The sequence below is a fragment of the Nocardia tenerifensis NBRC 101015 genome, from assembly GCF_000308715.1.
GTDB lineage: Bacteria > Actinomycetota > Actinomycetes > Mycobacteriales > Mycobacteriaceae > Nocardia > Nocardia tenerifensis.
Genome location: NZ_BAGH01000093.1, coordinates 1 through 15,158, shown reverse-complemented (window position 1 = coordinate 15,158; position 15,158 = coordinate 1). Strand labels below are relative to the sequence as shown.

The 15,158-nt window shown below is 67.9% G+C and carries 16 protein-coding genes; 7 read left to right on the top strand and 9 right to left on the bottom strand.

What is annotated here, in order from left to right; translation table 11 throughout:
- Window positions 1–8: 8 nt before the first annotated feature.
- The 4 genes from ON39_RS07265 to ON39_RS07250 all read right to left on the bottom strand — a co-directional run bounded on the left by ON39_RS07265 (window position 9) and on the right by ON39_RS07250 (window position 4,059).
- The gene (locus ON39_RS07265; RefSeq protein ID WP_040732476.1) at window positions 9–1,241 is read right to left on the bottom strand and encodes a sugar ABC transporter permease; all 1,233 of its coding nucleotides are present in this window, start codon (window positions 1,239–1,241) and stop codon (window positions 9–11) included.
- A 76-nt stretch (window positions 1,242–1,317) separates the two neighbouring features.
- Window positions 1,318–2,118 (bottom strand): ATP-binding cassette domain-containing protein, encoded by an 801-nt coding sequence (locus ON39_RS07260; RefSeq protein WP_051186378.1) that lies wholly within the window; start codon window positions 2,116–2,118, stop codon window positions 1,318–1,320.
- 72 nt (window positions 2,119–2,190) lie between these two features.
- Window positions 2,191–3,276 carry a sugar ABC transporter substrate-binding protein gene (locus tag ON39_RS07255; protein ID WP_040732474.1) on the bottom strand — a complete coding sequence of 362 codons (1,086 nt, stop codon included), beginning with the start codon at window positions 3,274–3,276 and terminating at the stop codon, window positions 2,191–2,193.
- 186 nt (window positions 3,277–3,462) lie between these two features.
- Window positions 3,463–4,059, bottom strand: coding sequence for an NAD(P)H-dependent oxidoreductase (locus ON39_RS07250; protein ID WP_040732473.1), 597 nt, complete (start codon window positions 4,057–4,059; stop codon window positions 3,463–3,465).
- A gap of 219 nt (window positions 4,060–4,278) precedes the next feature.
- Between ON39_RS07250 and ON39_RS07245 the strand changes: the two genes are divergently transcribed.
- On the top strand, window positions 4,279–5,217 hold the full coding sequence (locus tag ON39_RS07245; RefSeq protein ID WP_246003017.1) for an alpha/beta hydrolase: 939 nt from the start codon (window positions 4,279–4,281) through the stop codon (window positions 5,215–5,217).
- Window positions 5,218–5,275: 58 nt separating this feature from the next.
- On the opposite strand, the gene ON39_RS07240 is transcribed toward ON39_RS07245, so the two are convergent.
- Window positions 5,276–6,196, bottom strand: a complete 921-nt coding sequence (locus tag ON39_RS07240; RefSeq protein ID WP_040732472.1) for an LLM class F420-dependent oxidoreductase — start codon at window positions 6,194–6,196, stop codon at window positions 5,276–5,278.
- A 78-nt stretch (window positions 6,197–6,274) separates the two neighbouring features.
- Between ON39_RS07240 and ON39_RS07235 the strand changes: the two genes are divergently transcribed.
- Window positions 6,275–6,745, top strand: a complete 471-nt coding sequence (locus ON39_RS07235; protein WP_051186377.1) for a macro domain-containing protein — start codon at window positions 6,275–6,277, stop codon at window positions 6,743–6,745.
- An 11-nt stretch (window positions 6,746–6,756) separates the two neighbouring features.
- On the opposite strand, the gene ON39_RS07230 is transcribed toward ON39_RS07235, so the two are convergent.
- Window positions 6,757–7,167, bottom strand: a complete 411-nt coding sequence (locus ON39_RS07230; protein WP_040732470.1) for a nitroreductase family deazaflavin-dependent oxidoreductase — start codon at window positions 7,165–7,167, stop codon at window positions 6,757–6,759.
- 127 nt (window positions 7,168–7,294) lie between these two features.
- Here ON39_RS07230 and ON39_RS07225 point away from each other — a divergent pair, with 127 nt between their 5' ends.
- A complete protein-coding gene (locus ON39_RS07225; RefSeq protein ID WP_040732469.1) occupies window positions 7,295–7,951 on the top strand; it encodes a response regulator transcription factor in 657 nt (218 codons plus the stop codon).
- Window positions 7,948–9,108, top strand: a complete 1,161-nt coding sequence (locus ON39_RS07220; protein ID WP_040732468.1) for a sensor histidine kinase — start codon at window positions 7,948–7,950, stop codon at window positions 9,106–9,108. Before ON39_RS07225 ends, ON39_RS07220 begins: the two co-directional genes overlap by 4 nt.
- A 21-nt stretch (window positions 9,109–9,129) precedes the next feature.
- Here ON39_RS07220 and ON39_RS07215 read toward each other — a convergent pair whose 3' ends face one another.
- The gene (locus ON39_RS07215; RefSeq protein WP_040732467.1) at window positions 9,130–9,519 is read right to left on the bottom strand and encodes a hemophore-related protein; all 390 of its coding nucleotides are present in this window, start codon (window positions 9,517–9,519) and stop codon (window positions 9,130–9,132) included.
- Window positions 9,520–9,623: 104 nt separating this feature from the next.
- Window positions 9,624–11,135 carry a flavin-containing monooxygenase gene (locus ON39_RS07210; RefSeq protein ID WP_040732466.1) on the bottom strand — a complete coding sequence of 504 codons (1,512 nt, stop codon included), beginning with the start codon at window positions 11,133–11,135 and terminating at the stop codon, window positions 9,624–9,626.
- A gap of 69 nt (window positions 11,136–11,204) precedes the next feature.
- Here ON39_RS07210 and ON39_RS07205 point away from each other — a divergent pair, with 69 nt between their 5' ends.
- Window positions 11,205–12,203, top strand: coding sequence for an AraC family transcriptional regulator (locus ON39_RS07205; protein ID WP_040732530.1), 999 nt, complete (start codon window positions 11,205–11,207; stop codon window positions 12,201–12,203).
- Here ON39_RS07205 and ON39_RS07200 read toward each other — a convergent pair whose 3' ends face one another.
- A complete protein-coding gene (locus tag ON39_RS07200; RefSeq protein WP_040732465.1) occupies window positions 12,204–12,773 on the bottom strand; it encodes a TetR/AcrR family transcriptional regulator in 570 nt (189 codons plus the stop codon).
- A gap of 127 nt (window positions 12,774–12,900) precedes the next feature.
- Here ON39_RS07200 and ON39_RS07195 point away from each other — a divergent pair, with 127 nt between their 5' ends.
- Complete coding sequence (locus ON39_RS07195; RefSeq protein WP_051186376.1) at window positions 12,901–14,328, top strand: MFS transporter; 1,428 nt, start codon at window positions 12,901–12,903, stop codon at window positions 14,326–14,328.
- Between the two features lie 202 nt (window positions 14,329–14,530).
- Window positions 14,531–15,158: AfsR/SARP family transcriptional regulator (locus ON39_RS07190; protein ID WP_040732464.1), on the top strand; the 628-nt coding region annotated here is incomplete at its 3' end.

The following is a 15,158-nucleotide window of genomic DNA, read 5'->3' as shown; positions in this document are numbered from 1 at the left end:
GGGGTGGGTCATCTGCGGAGTAGCGTGCGTTTCCGCGACAAGGCGTCTACTCCGGCCGCCAAGAGCAGCACGAATCCTGTCACAACGAATTTCGTGCCCGCGCTGTAGCCCATGAGGCCCATGCCGTTGTCGATCACCGCGACCACGGCGGCGCCGAGCACCGCGTCCAGCATCCGGCCGCGCCCACCGAACAGGCTGGTGCCGCCGATGACCGCCGCGCCGACCGCGAGCAGCAGCACGCTGCTGCCGCCGGTGTTGGGGTCGACGGAGTTGGCGCGCGAGGCCGCGACCAGCCCGCCGACCGAGGCCATCGTCGAACACAGTACGAAGGCAGCGATTTTCACGCGGTCGACGGTGATGCCCGCGCGCCGGGCCGCCTCGGCGTTGCCGCCCACGGCGTAGATGTGCCTGCCGAAGGACGTGCGGTTGAGCACGAAGGTCCACAGCAGCAAGAGGATCGCGATCAGCGGGACCACGATCGGCATGCCCTTGAGCGAGTGCAGCTCCGGGTTGCGGCTGCGCTCGCCGTTGAGCACCAGCACCGCGATGCCGAGCACCGCCGCGACGGCGACGATGCGCGCCACGATCACCGGCGCGGTCTCGCCGGTGAGCCCGAGCTTGTTGCGGGCCCGCAGTTTTCGGTACTGGAGGAACGCGAACCCGGCCACCAGGACGAGGTACATCAGCCAGCCGAGCAGGGGCGGGACGTTCTTGTTCGCGATGGCGAGGATGGTGTCGTCGCGGATGGAGATGTTGCGACCGTTGTCCATGATCTTCAGCGCGACGCCCTGCAGGGCGAGGAAGGCCGCGAGGGTCACCACGAACGACGGGATGCCGATCTTCACCACGATCGTGCCGATGGTCAGCCCGATCACCACGCCGGTCAGCAGCGACGCCAAAACCGCTAGGTACCAGGGCCATCCACGATCGGTGAGCAGCACCGCGAGCACCGCGGCGCACACGCCGCTGGTGAAGCCCGCCGACAGGTCGATCTCGCCGAGCAGCAGCACGAAGATCAGGCCCATCGCGATGACCGCGATCGCCGCGCCCTGAGTGAACAGGTTCGCGAAGTTGGCCTCGGACATGAAGACCGGGCGCGCGATCCAGAAGACGCAGGACAGGATGATCAGGGCGAGCACGGAGGGCAGCGCACCCATGTCGCCGCTGCGTACGCGTCCGACGTAGGTGTTCACCAAGTCGGAAACCGGTGCGTTCGTGTGCTTTTCCAGTACGGCGCTCATGCCTCCACCTCGCTGGCGCTCGGCTCCGGCATGACCGCCGAGGCGGCTGCGTCTTTTGGACGCTCGCTGCGCTCGCTCATTCTTTGACTCCATTCGCGTCCAGACCCAGTGCGCCGCTGCGGCCTGCCGTGATCAGTTCTACGACCTGCCCGTGGGTCACGTCGGAGGTGCGGACCTGGGCGGCCATCCGCCCGAGGTAGAGCGCCGCGATCCGGTCGGAGACCGCGAACACGTCGTTCATGTTGTGCGAGATCAGCACCACCGCCAGCCCGCGATCGGCCAGGCGGCGCACCAGTTCGAGCACCTGCTGGGTCTGCTGCACGCCCAGCGCGGCGGTCGGTTCGTCGAGGATCACCACCTTGCTGTTCCACAGCACGGCTTTGGCGATCGCGACCGTCTGGCGCTGCCCGCCGGACAGGCTCGACACCTGCTGGCGCACGCTCTTGACGGTGCGAACGGACAAGCTGGCCAACGTCTTTCCGGCCAGCTCTTCCATCGCGTACTCGTCGAGCACGATCCCGTTCTTGCGCTCACGGCCGAGGAACATGTTCTGGACGATGTCGAGGTTGTCGCAGAGCGCGAGATCCTGGTACACGATCTCGATGCCGAGCGCGGCCGCGTCGCGCGGGCTGTGCACCTGAACGGGGTTGCCCTCGAAGAGGAACTCGCCCGCGTCGATCGGGTGGGTGCCGCCGATGCACTTGACGAGCGTGGACTTTCCGGCGCCGTTGTCGCCCACCAGGGCCGTCACCTCGCCGGCGTAGGCGGAGAAGGCGACGTCGTGCAGGACGTGGACCGGCCCGAAACTCTTTTCCAGGCCGCGTAATTCGACCACCGGCCCGCCCGTCGGCGAATCGCCGCGCGATGCTTCACTCATGAATACTGCTCCAGAGAAAGAGCCCCCTCCGCCGCCCCCTCATCATCGAGACGGCGGAAGGGGCTGAGACGATCAGATGCCGTTGTCCGCGCAGAGTTTCGTGATCTCACCCGTGCACAGCTCGGCCTTGGTGACATAGCCGTCCGCCACAACGTCTTTCACCTGCTGCGCGTAGATCGGCTTGGGCTCCAACAGCACCGAGGGCACGTCGGCCTTGGCCTCGGGGTCCTTCACGGTGCCGTTCGCGTGACCCTGCTGGCCCTTGGTCAGCGCGATGGCCAGCTCGGCCGCCGCCTCGGCCTCCTTCTTGATCGCCTTGTAGACGGTCATGCACTGATCGCCCTTCAGGACGTTCTGCAGACCCTGCACGGTCGCGTCCTGACCGCTCACCGGCACCTGGCCGTTGAGCTTCTGCTTCTTCAGAACCGCGATCGCCGCGTTGGCGAGTCCGTCGTTGGCGGCCACCACGCCGCCGATATTGGGCTGGCTGGTGAGCATCTGCTCGAAGATGGTGCCCGCCTGGGTGTTGTCCCACTCCGGCACGGCCTGGTCCGGGCCCTTCACGTACTGGCCCGCGTCGAACTTCGGCTTCAGCACCCCGTCGTAGCCGGTCTTGAGCAGCGTCGCGTTGTTGTCGGTCGGTCCGCCGTTCAGGTACGCGACAACGGGATTGACCGCGTTCTTGTCCGTCAGGCACTTCGCCACGCCCTCGCCGAGCAGGCTGCCGACCTTGACGTTGTCGAAGGAGACGTAGAACTGGGCCCCGCCGCCGAGCGTGAGGCGGTCGTAGTCGATCACCGTGACGCCCTGCGCCTTAGCCTTCTGGATCACGGCCTTGCCGGTGCCGCTGTCCAGGTTCGTCATGAGCAGGACCGACGCGCCGTTGGTCATCATCTGATCGGCGATCGTCTGGAAGGCGTTCTTGTCGCCCTGCGCGTTCTGGATGTCGGCCTTGACGCCGGCCGCGTCGAACGCCTGCTGCAGGTACTTGCGGTCCGCGGTCTCCCAGCGGGCGGAGGTCTTGCTGTCCGGCAGGATCACCCCGATCTTGGCGCCGCCACCTCCCGAGCCCTTCGAGTCGTCACCACAAGCGGTCAAAGTCAAGGAGGTGAGCACGGCGACCGAGACGGCCGCGACGCCGAGAATGCCCTTACGCATGAGGGGGCCTTTCGTGGAACCACCGCCCCGGAGTGCCCGGGTCGGTCGAGGTCGAGCGAATGTTGTTCGGTGCAACATATTCGACTGTGACCCACCGCACAACCTGTTCGAGCGACCAATTTGTTGTTCCAGATAACAATCAGGACACGTAAGCATCTGCTCACGTGCCCCGGGCGGCGGAGCGGGTCAGCCGTCCGTCGCGAGCGCGGCCGCCAGCGCGCGGGCCTCGCGCAGCCAGGCGGCACGGGTCTGCTCGGAGGAGTCCGTCACGGTGCGAAAGACCTTGCGTCGCATGTCTTTCACGCCGATGTAGGGCAGTACGCAGGACGCCCAGATCTGCCCGAGCGGGTCGCCGAAGACGTCGCGTTCCCGGTCGGCGGTGGTGTCGGAGGTATTGAGCACCAGGGCACGCTCGGCACGGAGCAGCGGGATCGGCTCGCCCGCCGCGTCATTCAGCTTGTAGGCGACGGCCGGGGTGAGGACGCGCTGCACCCAGCCCGTCAGGATGGCGGGCGGCATACCCCACCAGTTCGGGTGCACGAAGATCATGGCGTCGAGTTCGGACAGTTCGTCTTGGTAGCGGCGGATCAGGTCGTCGCCCGCGCGCGTGCTGTCGACCGTCTCGGTCTCCGCGGCGCCCAGCATCGGGTCGAAGCCCTCCGCGTACAGGTCGTGGGCGAGGACCTCGACCGCGTGAGTCCGCAGTTCGTCGACCACGGCGCCGAAGAGCGCGCCGTTGAAACTGCCGGGCCGGGGATGTGCCAGGTATACCGCGATTCGCATGTCGATCACTGTGCCGGACCGGTCGGCGGCCGGGGCGGGACGGGCGGCCCAGGTATCGAGAGTCGTTGTTCGACACCGTGGTTCAGGGGACGGACAGCGCGGACCGTGAGATCTCCCAATTTGCGAACAACACTATTCGTAGAGTGTCTTTCTGCTCTAGATTCATTGGTGCGGGGTCGAGCGGTTCGTAGCCGGCCCCGGGAGGGAAAGGACCATCCGTTGCCAAGAATCAGCAGACTCATTCTGGCCATAGCCACCGTAATCGCCAGCCTCGCTTTACCTTTCGTGGCCAGCGCGCCCGCGCACGCCGCGGCGGGCACGGTCCGCTGGGAGACCAGGGTCAGCGACCGCATCCTCGACCTCGGCATATCCTCGCCCAACCTCGAGGGACCGGACTGGTCCGTCAAGGTCGTCCGGCTGCTACTGCCGCCGGGCTGGACCAAGGAGTCCACGCGCAGCTGGCCCACCGTCTGGGTGCTGCACGGCGGCTTCGACGATCACAAGTCCTGGACGGACAAGGGCAACCTCGAGGCGCTCACGGCGGGCAAGAACGCCATCTTCGTCCTGCCCGAAACCAGCTGGTGCAGCGCGTATTCCGACTGGTACAACGACGGGCACGGCGGGCCGCCCGCCTGGGAGAAGTACCTGCTCGACGACGTGCGCACCATCCTCGAAACCACCTACCACGCCAATACCACCCGGGCCGTCGCGGGCAACTCGATGGGCGGGCTGGGCGCGATGAAGTTCGCCGCCGAGTACCAGGGTTGGTTCAAGTCGGCCGCTTCCTTCAGTGGAAACGTCGACCCGCTGCACGACTCCGGAGCACCCGGTGAGCCCGACAAGCCGGGGCAGGGATGCGCGGCGGATTGGAAGCGTGTGTGGGGCGACTACGCGACACATCGCGATATCTGGGTGGCGAACAATCCCTACAGTCAGGCCGCCAAGCTGACGAACATTCCGTTGTTCGTCTCCTACGGTAAGGGCGACAGTGTCGAATCCCTTGTCTACGAACAGAACTACCGCTTCGTGGACAAGCTTCAGCAGCTGGGCGCTCAGGTGGACGAGCGTTATGTGCCTGCCCAAGGGCACAACTGGGACGCCTGGAAGGTGCAGATGCAGAACGCGCTTCCCATGCTGTTGAGCTCCATCGGCGTCTGATAGTGGCCGAGAAGCCGTGCCGGACAGTGTTGTTCGGCACGGCTCTTGCCCTCTGCGATCAGTCGACTAGCGGCAGAACCTCGGTGGCGATTCGCTCCATCTGGGCAGCCGAGTCGAAAAGTGGGTTGATCAGGATCATTTCGGCTCCGGCCGCGGCGACCTCGCGCAGTTCCCGGACACAAGTGTCCGGCGGGCCGCAGACCGCGACGGGTAGCAAAGTCTTGCCGTAGTCGCCGTACTGGGCGATCAGGGCCTCGGTCATTCGGCGTCGCGCGCGCTCCACGTCGTCATCCACCGCGATGTATACCCGCTTCGCGATTCGGAAATTCGTTGCGTCCCTGTCTGATTCGGCGAGCGCCGCGCGCACGATCGGCACCTGCTCGGCGAACTGCGCGGTTGTCGACGACCCCGCACCGAAGAACCCGTCCCCTTGGCGAACCGCGCGCCGCAACGCGGCGGGCTTGCTGCCGCCGAACCACAGCGGCGGATACGGCTTCTGAAACGGCTTCGGCTCCATCGCGGCCCCCGCCAACTGCCAGAACTCGCCGTCGATATTTACCTCCGGCTCAGTCCACAGCGCCTCCATCACCCGTAGCCCCTCAGTGAACCGCCGCACCAGGTTGTCCGCCGGATCCACATCGAACGCCGAGAACATCCGATTACGCCCCCCGATTCCCACCCCCACCTCGAGCCGCCCCCGACTCAACTGATCCACCGTCGCGATCCGCTTAGCCAAATGCACCGGATTGTGCAGCGGCGTCACAAACACCGAACACCCCAGCCGCAACCTCTCATTACAAGCCGCCGCAAACGCCAACATCTCCAACGGACTAGCACTGGGCGACCCCCCGAGCACCTGCTCGGTCATCCAGGCCCCCTCGAACCCCAACTCCTCCGCCCGCCCCAAATACCCCCTGAGCTCCCTCGCCTGAAACTCCCCATCCGCCGCATGCTGCGGAATCGAGATCGCATATCGCATACTTCCGACCCTAACCGCGGCCTATCCGCCTCGCCCACGAACGCGTCCGTGTCAGACCCAGCTGATACTTCTGAGCCCATGGCATCGTTCGCAGTGTTCACCCAGGCCACCGGCGACCTGCTTCGCGCCGACACGGAAGCGTTGGTGAACACCGTCAATACCGTGGGCGTGATGGGCAAAGGGCTCGCGCTGCAGTTTCGCCGCGCCTACCCCGAGATGTTCGGGGCGTATCGAAAGGCTTGCCACCGTGGCGAAGTCCAGGTCGGCAAGATGCATATCTGGGAGACAGAACTCGCCGAGGGCCCGCGCTACATCATCAATTTCCCGACGAAGACACAGTGGCGTGCCCGCTCGCGGCTGGAAGACATCGAGTCGGGCCTCACGGATTTGGTGGCGGTCATAGGCGCACTCGATATCACCTCTATCGCCGTCCCTCCTCTCGGCTGTGGGTATGGCGGGCTGGAGTGGTCCGAAGTGCAGCCGCTCATCGATTCGGCGTTGCGTCCGGTGGCCGACCTCGACGTCCGCGTGTACTCGCCGACGGCGTGAGCGAGGGGTGATCAGGCGGTGATGTTCAGGGTTACCACGGGGATGGTGCGGGTGGTTTTTTGTTCGTATTCGGCGAAGCCGGGCATTATTTCGACCATGGCGGCGTAGAGGCGGTCGCGTTCGGGGCCGGTGGGGATGGGGGTGGCGGTGGCCTGGTGGGTTTCGGTGCCGATCTCGATGGTGACGTCGGGGTTGGCGCGGAGGTTGTGGTACCAGTCGGGGCTGGTGGGGGCGCCGGCCTTGGAGGCGATGATGACCAGGCGGCCCTGGTCGCGGAGGTAGGCGACGGGACTGGTGCGGGGCAGGCCGGATTTCGCGCCGGTGGTGGTGAGCAGGAGTAGGTCTTTGCCCTCGAAGGGGCCGCCTACTTTGCCCTCGTTGGCGCGAAATTCTTCGATGATCTTCGTGTTCCAGTCGGACATTCGGGCTCCTCGGGTCAGTGGGCCGGTGGCACTCCCGATTCTCGGCCGAGCGGGGCGAGCGCGCGAGGCGGCTCGCCGGACGCGGCGCTAACAGCGACCTAACGGCGGGGGCGGGCACGATGGTCGGGTGCGGGTTCTGGTGGTCGAGGACGAGCGATTGCTGGCCGACGCGATCGCGGACGGATTGCGTCGGCGGGCCATGGCGGTCGACGTGGCCTATGACGGGGCGGCCGCCCTGGAACGGGTGGGGGTCAACGATTACGACGTGGTCGTGCTGGACCGGGACCTGCCCGTCGTCTCGGGGGACGAAGTGTGCGCGACGCTCGTCGAGTCCGATGCGGGGGCGCGGATTCTGATGCTGACGGCGGCGACCGCGGTGGCCGAGCGGGTGGCGGGATTGGGCCTGGGAGCCGATGACTATCTGACGAAGCCGTTCGCGTTCACGGAACTGGTCGCGCGCATTCAAGCGCTCGGCCGCCGGGCGCGGGCCGCCACCCCACCGGTTTTGGAGCGGGCGGGGATCCGGCTCGACCCGCATCGCTTCGAGGTCACCCGCGACGGCACGCCGATCGCGTTGTCTCGCAAGGAGTTCGCGGTGCTGACGGAGTTGCTGCGGGCGGGCGGCGGGGTCGTCTCGGCCGAGCAACTGCTGGAGAAGGCGTGGGACGAGCACATCGATCCGTTCACGGGGGTGGTGCGCTACACGATCATGAACGTGCGGCGGAAGCTGGGCGAGCCGCCGGTGATCGAGACCGAGCCCGGCGTCGGATACCGCATCCGATGAAGCGCCAGTCGACGATTCGGGTGCGGTTGACGCTGCTGTACGCGGGCGCGTTCTTCCTCGCCGGCGCGATCCTCATCGCCCTGATGTACTTCTACCTCAACCAGTCGTTGGAGCGGCGGCCCGGAGTCGGTGCGACGCGCCTGGTCCGGGAGTACCTGGCCGAACGTGCCGGTCGCAGACCGGTTTCCGAGGATCTCTACGAGGCGCTGACCAGGCAGGCCGAGCAGCACCGCCGAGACACGTTGCGCGCCATGCTCGTCTGGGCCCTGGTATCGCTGGGCGCGGTGGGCCTGGCGGCAGGCGGGTTCGGCTGGCTGCTGGCCGGGCGGGCGCTGCGCCCCCTGCAAAAGATCACCGCGACGGCACGGCGAGTAGCGGACCGAAGCCTGCACGAGCGCATCGCACTCACCGGGCCCGACGACGAAATCAAGGATCTGGCAGACACTTTCGACGCGATGCTGGAACGACTGGATCGCGCGTTCGACGGCCAGCGGCGATTCGTCGCGAACGCCTCACACGAACTGCGCACCCCGTTGACCATCAACCGGACACTGATCGAAGTGGCCATGGACGACCCGGCCGCGCCGGAGGCGACGCGCAGGCTCGGCGCCACCCTGCTCGAGGTCAACCGGCGCAATGAGCGGCTCATCGACGGCCTGCTCGTGCTGGCCAGCAGCGAGCAGCGGCTGACCGAGCACACCCCGGTCGATCTCGCCGACATCGCCGCGCGGGCGACCACGGTGGCCGACGACGCCGCCGCACAGGCCGATGTGCGGATCGGCGCAAACCTGACCGCCGCGCCGGTGACGGGCGACCCGGTCCTGCTGGAGCAGCTGGCACAAAACCTGCTGGACAACGCGGTTCGCTACAACCGAGCCGCGGGCTGGGTGTCGGTCACCACGCGGGTGGCCGGCGACCGCGCCGAATTGATCGTCGAGAACACCGGCCCGCGGGTCCCGCCGTTCGAGGTCGATGGCCTGTTCGAGCCGTTCCGGCGACTGGCCCCGGACCGCGTCGCCGACTCGGGCAACGCGGGTCTCGGCTTGTCGATCGTCCGGTCGGTCGCCCAGGCCCACGGCGGCACGGTCCGAGCGACGGCCAGGGCCGACGGCGGACTCACCGTCACGGTGTCCCTACCGATTCACCGAGCCGGGTGAGCGTCCCGCGCGGCGACCACCTCAGTAGTTGTGGCAGGTATCGGCGATCGTGTGCAACTTCTGCAACCGCTCTTGCGCCTTCGGCGAGTCACGGTGCTTGTCCAGCCGGGCCTTGGCGTCGGGATGAGTGTCGAGGAACTGCTGAACCCGCTGTTTACGCTGGTCGACCGGCAGGTTCAGGAACTCCTGCAACTTCGCCTTGCGTTCGGGGTGCGCGTCGAGCCGAGCCGCGATATCCGGGAACTGCGCATGAAGCGCGGCATCGACCTGGGCGAAAGTGCAGGTCGATTCGAGTAGTTCACCACAGCCGGGCTGCGCGGAGGCGGTCGCGGGCAGCAGCAGCGCCCCGGCGGCGGTCAGTCCGCCGAGGGCGACGGCGGCGCGGAGGAGTCGCGTGCGGGTGGATGTCATGACGAATGACCCTTTCGGTTGGACGGCCGGGCCACGGCGCGATCCCGTGGCCCGACGCCAGTCCACCAGGAAGGGTGTTTGGCGAGCGCTAGGAATTCCCGGCGTCAGCGCACCGTCGACAAAACCGGTTCCCGGACAGCCGATTTGGGTGTCGCGGCGAGGGTCTTGTCCAGGTCGGTGCGCAGGGTGGTCGCGGAGTCGACGAGATAGTTCTGCCGGATCTTCCACGGGTGCCGATCGCCCTGATGCGGGAAGTCCGCGATCGAACGCTGGATGTAGCCGGCGGCCAAGTCCAGCAGCGGCTGCTCGTTCAGCTTGCCCTCGGGCTGCGGCACGACGGCGGCATAGCCCTTGCGGTCCATGTGGTTAAGGACCTTGCAGACCAGCCGCGAGCTCAGGTCGGCGCGCAGCGTCCACGAGGCGTTGGTGTAGCCGATGCAGACGGCGAAGTTGGGCAGGCCGGTGAGCATCGCGCCCTGCCAGATGAACTGGTCGGCGAGCGCGACCGGTTGCCCGTCGACGCACGGGGTGATGCCGCCGAACGGCAGCATCCGCAGGCCGGTGGCGGTAACGACGATGTCGGCCCGCAGGATTCGGCCGGAACGCAGCCGAATGCCCTCCGGCACAAACGAATCGATGTGGTCGGTGACGACCTCGGCCTTGCCCTTCTTCATCGCCTTGAAGAAGTCCGCGTCCGGCACGGCGCACAGGCGCTGATCCCACGGGTTGTAGGTGGGCGTGAAGTGTTCGGCTACCACCTTCTCGTCCTTGAGGATTCGCGTGGTGAGGGCGGTGAGCAGCTTGCGCGCGGCGGCGGGGCGGCGACGGCAGTACTGATAGAAGCCGATGGTGAACAGGATGTTCTTGGTCCGGATCACCCGGTGCGCCAGCTTCGGCGGCAGCAGCTCGCGAATCTTGTCCGCGTACTTGTCGCGCCCGGGCACCGCGCTGATCCACGTCGGGCTGCGCTGCAGCATGGTGACCTGCTCGGCCTGCTTCGCCATCGACGGCACCAGGGTGACCGCGGTCGCGCCGCTGCCGATCACGACGACCCGCTTACCGGTGTAGTCGAGGTCCTCCGGCCAGAACTGCGGATGCACGACCTGACCGGAGAACGAGGACACGCCGGGGAATTCGGGCATGTATCCGCGGTCGTAGTCGTAGTAGCCCGCGCACGCGTAGAGGAAGCTACAGGTGAGCTCGCGCCGCGCGCTGACACCCGCCGCGTCGCGCACCTCCAAAGTCAGTGTCCAGCGGGCGTTCTCGCTCGACCAGTCCGCGCCGACCACCTTCGTCTGATACCGGATGTGCCGGTCGATGCCGAACTCGGCGGCGGTCTCGTTGATATACCGGCGAATCGACGGCCCGTCGGCGATCGACTTGGCATCGCGCCACGGCTTGAACGGGTAGCCGAGGGTGAACATGTCCGAGTCGGAGCGAATGCCGGGGTAGCGGAACAGGTCCCAGGTGCCGCCCATCGCGGCGCGGGCCTCGAGGACGGCGTAGGTCTTGCCGGGGCACTCGGTCTGCAGCCGGTAGGCGGCGCCGACGCCGGACAGTCCGGCGCCCACGATCACGACGTCGAGGTGTTCGGGAGCCACAGCGGTCTCGTTCATGACCCCAGTGTGCGACCGCGCCTTCGCCATTTCTTGACTTTGCGCGACAACTATTTGATTCTGGACGACATGACGGTGATCCGATCGGCGGGGTTGCGCGGGTTTCGCGCCACAGTCGCCGAGCTGGGCGGCGATGCCGAGCAGTTCGCCGCCGCCTGCGGCTTGCCGATCACCGCGCTGGACACCGACGATTTGCTGATCCCCGATCAGGCGCTGGCCGCGGTGCTGGAGCTGGCCGCGAAGCGGCTGGACTGCCCGGACCTCGGCCTGCGCATCTCCCGCCGCCAAGACCTCGACATGCTCGGCCCGCTCGCGCTGGCGATCCGGAACTCGCCCTCGCTGACGCACGTGCTCGAGTGCTCGGCGCGCTACCTGTTCCTGCACGCCCGCGCGCTCACCCTGACCCCCGAGCCGGACCCGTACGGCGACCGGGGCGTGATCGCGCTGCACTACGGCGTGCAACCGGGTGTGCCGTCGCCGATTCAGGCGACCGATCTCGGACTCGCGTTCGTGCATCACACAATTCAGCGCCTGGCCGGGGACCGCTACCGACTGCTGTCGGTCGAACTGCCGTACCAGCCGCCGGCGCCGATCGAGCGTTACGCCGAATTCTTCGGCGCGCCAGTGCATATGAACCGGCCGTACGCGGCACTGCGCGTACCGCGGAACCTCCCGACGCTACCGCTGAGCGGCGGTGACGAGAACCTGCACCGACTCGCGATGGCGTTCCTCGCGGAGCAGGCCGGCGGCATGGACGCCTCGGTGGCGCCGAAGGTGCGGGCCACCGTGCAGCAGCTGCTCGGCACCATCGCGCCCGAAATCGCCAATGTCGCAAGGTTGTTGACCGTCCACCCTCGCACCCTGCAGCGCCGCCTCGCGGCGGAGGGCACCACCTTCGCCGCCATCCTCGACGACGTTCGCCGCGACGAGGCCCACCGCTACCTCACCACGACCGACATGCCGATGAGTCAGGTCGCCTCCGTCCTCGGCCTGACCGAGCAGGCGACGCTCACCCGCTGCTGCCGAAGATGGTGGGGCACAACGCCTACCGCGATACGCCGCGGCTGACTACGGGGCGATGCGCAGCCCGTCGAGCGTGACGCCGAGCAGCCGTTCGGCGGCCTCCGGCGTCTTCTCACAGGCCACGCCGATGCCGTGCCCGAGCCGGAGCAGGTCGCGCGGCTCGATATCGGCGCGGATCACCTTGGCCTCTTGCCCGGCCTTCAGCAGCGCGCCCGCCGCGTTGTTCAGGGAGGTGCGGCACAGGGTGAAAGTCGCGGACTCGTGGTCGATCAGGGCCTTCAGCGTCGTCGCCAGGCTGCGCCGATCGAGCACGAACGCCACCTGCTCGCGCATCCACTGCTCGATCGCCGCTGCGGGCGAACGGCTTTCGAGCAGTTCGTAGGCCCGCTCGCTGAGCCGCTCGATGCTGTCGCGATACACCGCCTCGATGAGCGCCTCCCGATTCGGGAAGTGCCGGTAGAGCGTGCCCGGTCCGACGGCGGCACGGCGCGCGATGTCGTCGAGCGGCGCGTCCGGTCCGTCGTCGGCGAACGCCTCGCGCGCGCACTCGACGATGCGCTCGTAGTTGCGGCGGGCGTCGGCCCGCATCGGCCGCGCCGGCGACGGTACGTCCATGCGCCCTCCAGTGGAAACGGATGAAGTCTCCGGTTAGTCTTGCGTAAACGGAGAATCTCTCCATATGATAGCTCCATCGGAAACGGAGACTCTCTCCGATTAGCTCACGACTCGATGGAGCAACTCCTTGTCTACGACCACCCTCTCCGCGGGCGTCTCTACGTCCGCACCGAGCAGGCCGCTACGCACCGGCCTCGTGCTGGTCACGCTGCTGACCTGCCAGTTGATGATCATCTTGGACATCACCGTGATGAACGTGGCGCTGCCGCGCATCCGCACCGACCTGGAGTTCAGCGCGACCGGCCTGTCCTGGGTCATGAACGCCTACACCCTCGTCTTCGGCGGCCTGCTGCTGCTCGGCGGCCGCGCGGGCGACCTGTTCGGCAGGCGCAACCTGTTCCTCGCGGGCACAACCCTTTTCACGCTGGCCTCGCTGGCCGGCGGACTCGCGCCGTCGGCGACCTGGCTGCTCGTCGCCCGGGTGGTGCAGGGCATCGGCGCGGCGATGGCCGGACCGAGCACGCTCGCGCTGCTGACCACCACGTTCACCGAGCCGAAGGCGCGCATCCGGGTGCTCGCGCTGTTCTCCGGCATGTCCAGCGCGGGCTTCGCGATCGGGCTCATCCTCGGCGGGCTGCTGACCGAGTGGCTGAGCTGGCGGTCGGTGCTGTTCATCAACGTGCCGTTCGGACTGGTCGTCGTGGCGCTCGCGCTGCGGTATCTGCCCGACGCGGTGCGCAGGCCCGCGCGCCTGGACCTGCCCGGCGCGGTGACCGCGACCGCGGGCGTCGCCGCACTGGTCTACGGCTTCATCAGCGCGGCCTCGAACGGGTGGGGCAGCGAGCTCACCGACGTCTCGCTCGCGGCGGGCGCGGTGCTGCTCGCGGCGTTCGTGGCGATCGAGCTGCGCACCGCGGAGCCGCTGCTGCCGCTGCGGCTGTTCACCGACCGCAACCGAGCCGCCGCCTACGCCAATATGTTCCTCGGGCCGATGGCGGGCATGTCGATGTTTTTCTTCCTCACCCAGTATCTGCAGGAGGTGCGCGGATTGAGCGCGCTGGCAACGGGTTTCGCGTTCCTGCCCACCGCGGTGCTGATGTTCACCATGATCCGGCTGATCCCCCGGCTGCTGCCGCGGTTCGGCCCGAAGCCGGTGACCATGCTCGGCACGGTGTTCATGGGGTCGGGGCTGGCGGTGCTGACGCAGCTGACGACCGACACCGGGTATTTCCCGCTGCTGTTCGTGGCGATGCTGCTGATGGGCGTCGGCATCGGGCTCGCCTTCTCGCCGTTGAACGTGATCATCATGTCGAGCGTGCCGTCGAGCGACGCGGGCGCGGCGGGCGGTGCACTGCAAACCTTGCAGCAGACCGGCTCCGCGCTCGGCCTCGCCATCCTGGTCACCGTGTTCGGCACGGCCGCCCGCGGCGCGACGGGATCAGCGCCGCAGGTCCTGGTCACAGGCACCACCACGGCCTTCGCCGCCGCGGTCGGCATCGCGGTGCTGACCTTCCTGGTCGCGCTGACCTTCCGCGGTAATCGATCGGCCGCCTGACCCTTCGAGGGGGAGCCGGTGTTCCAGCGCCATTCGAGGCGCAGGACCACCGGCTCGGCCATGCCGATACCCCACGCACGAGAGGCCCGGCGGCGGCGCGACGCGACGCGAGACGCGGGACACCGGTCAGACCGCGCCGACATCCCTCGCGCGGACGGCGTGCGGCGGCGCGGCGCGACGTACACTCCGGAGCATTCGGGAGGTGTCGTTGCAGTTCGTGGTGTTGGGCGAGGTCAAGGCGTGGCGCGGGGAGACGGCGCTGCAGCTCGGGCCGCCGCAGCGTCGGGCCGTGCTCGCGGCCCTGCTGCTGCGTGCGGGCAGCACGGTGACGGCGGCCGAACTGGTCGAGGGCATCTGGGGTGAGCGGCCGGTGCCGCGCGCGGTCGCCGCGCTGCGCACCCACGTCGCGCAGCTGCGCCGGACGCTGGAGCCCGAGCGGGTGGCGCGCGGCCCCGCGGCGGTGCTCGTGTCCGTCGGTGACGGCTACCTGCTGCGGATCCCCCCGGGGTCGACCGACGTGGCGGAGGTGGAGCGGCTCGTCGCGGCGGCCGAGCAGGTCCGCGCCGGGCAACCCGCCGCGGCGCGGGCGAATCTGGTTGCCGCACTGGACAAGTGGAACGGCACCGCGTTGAGCGGGCTGCCCGGCCCGTTCGCGGAGCGCCAGCGCGCCCGGCTCGAGCAGTGGCGGCTGGCCATCCTGGAGGACCGGCTCGCCCTCGACATCGAGACCGGCCGCAGCTCCGAGGCGGTCGTCGAACTCGCCGCGCTGATCGAGGAACATCCACTGCGCGAACGGTTTCGGGCGCTGCTGATGACCGCCCTGTACAACT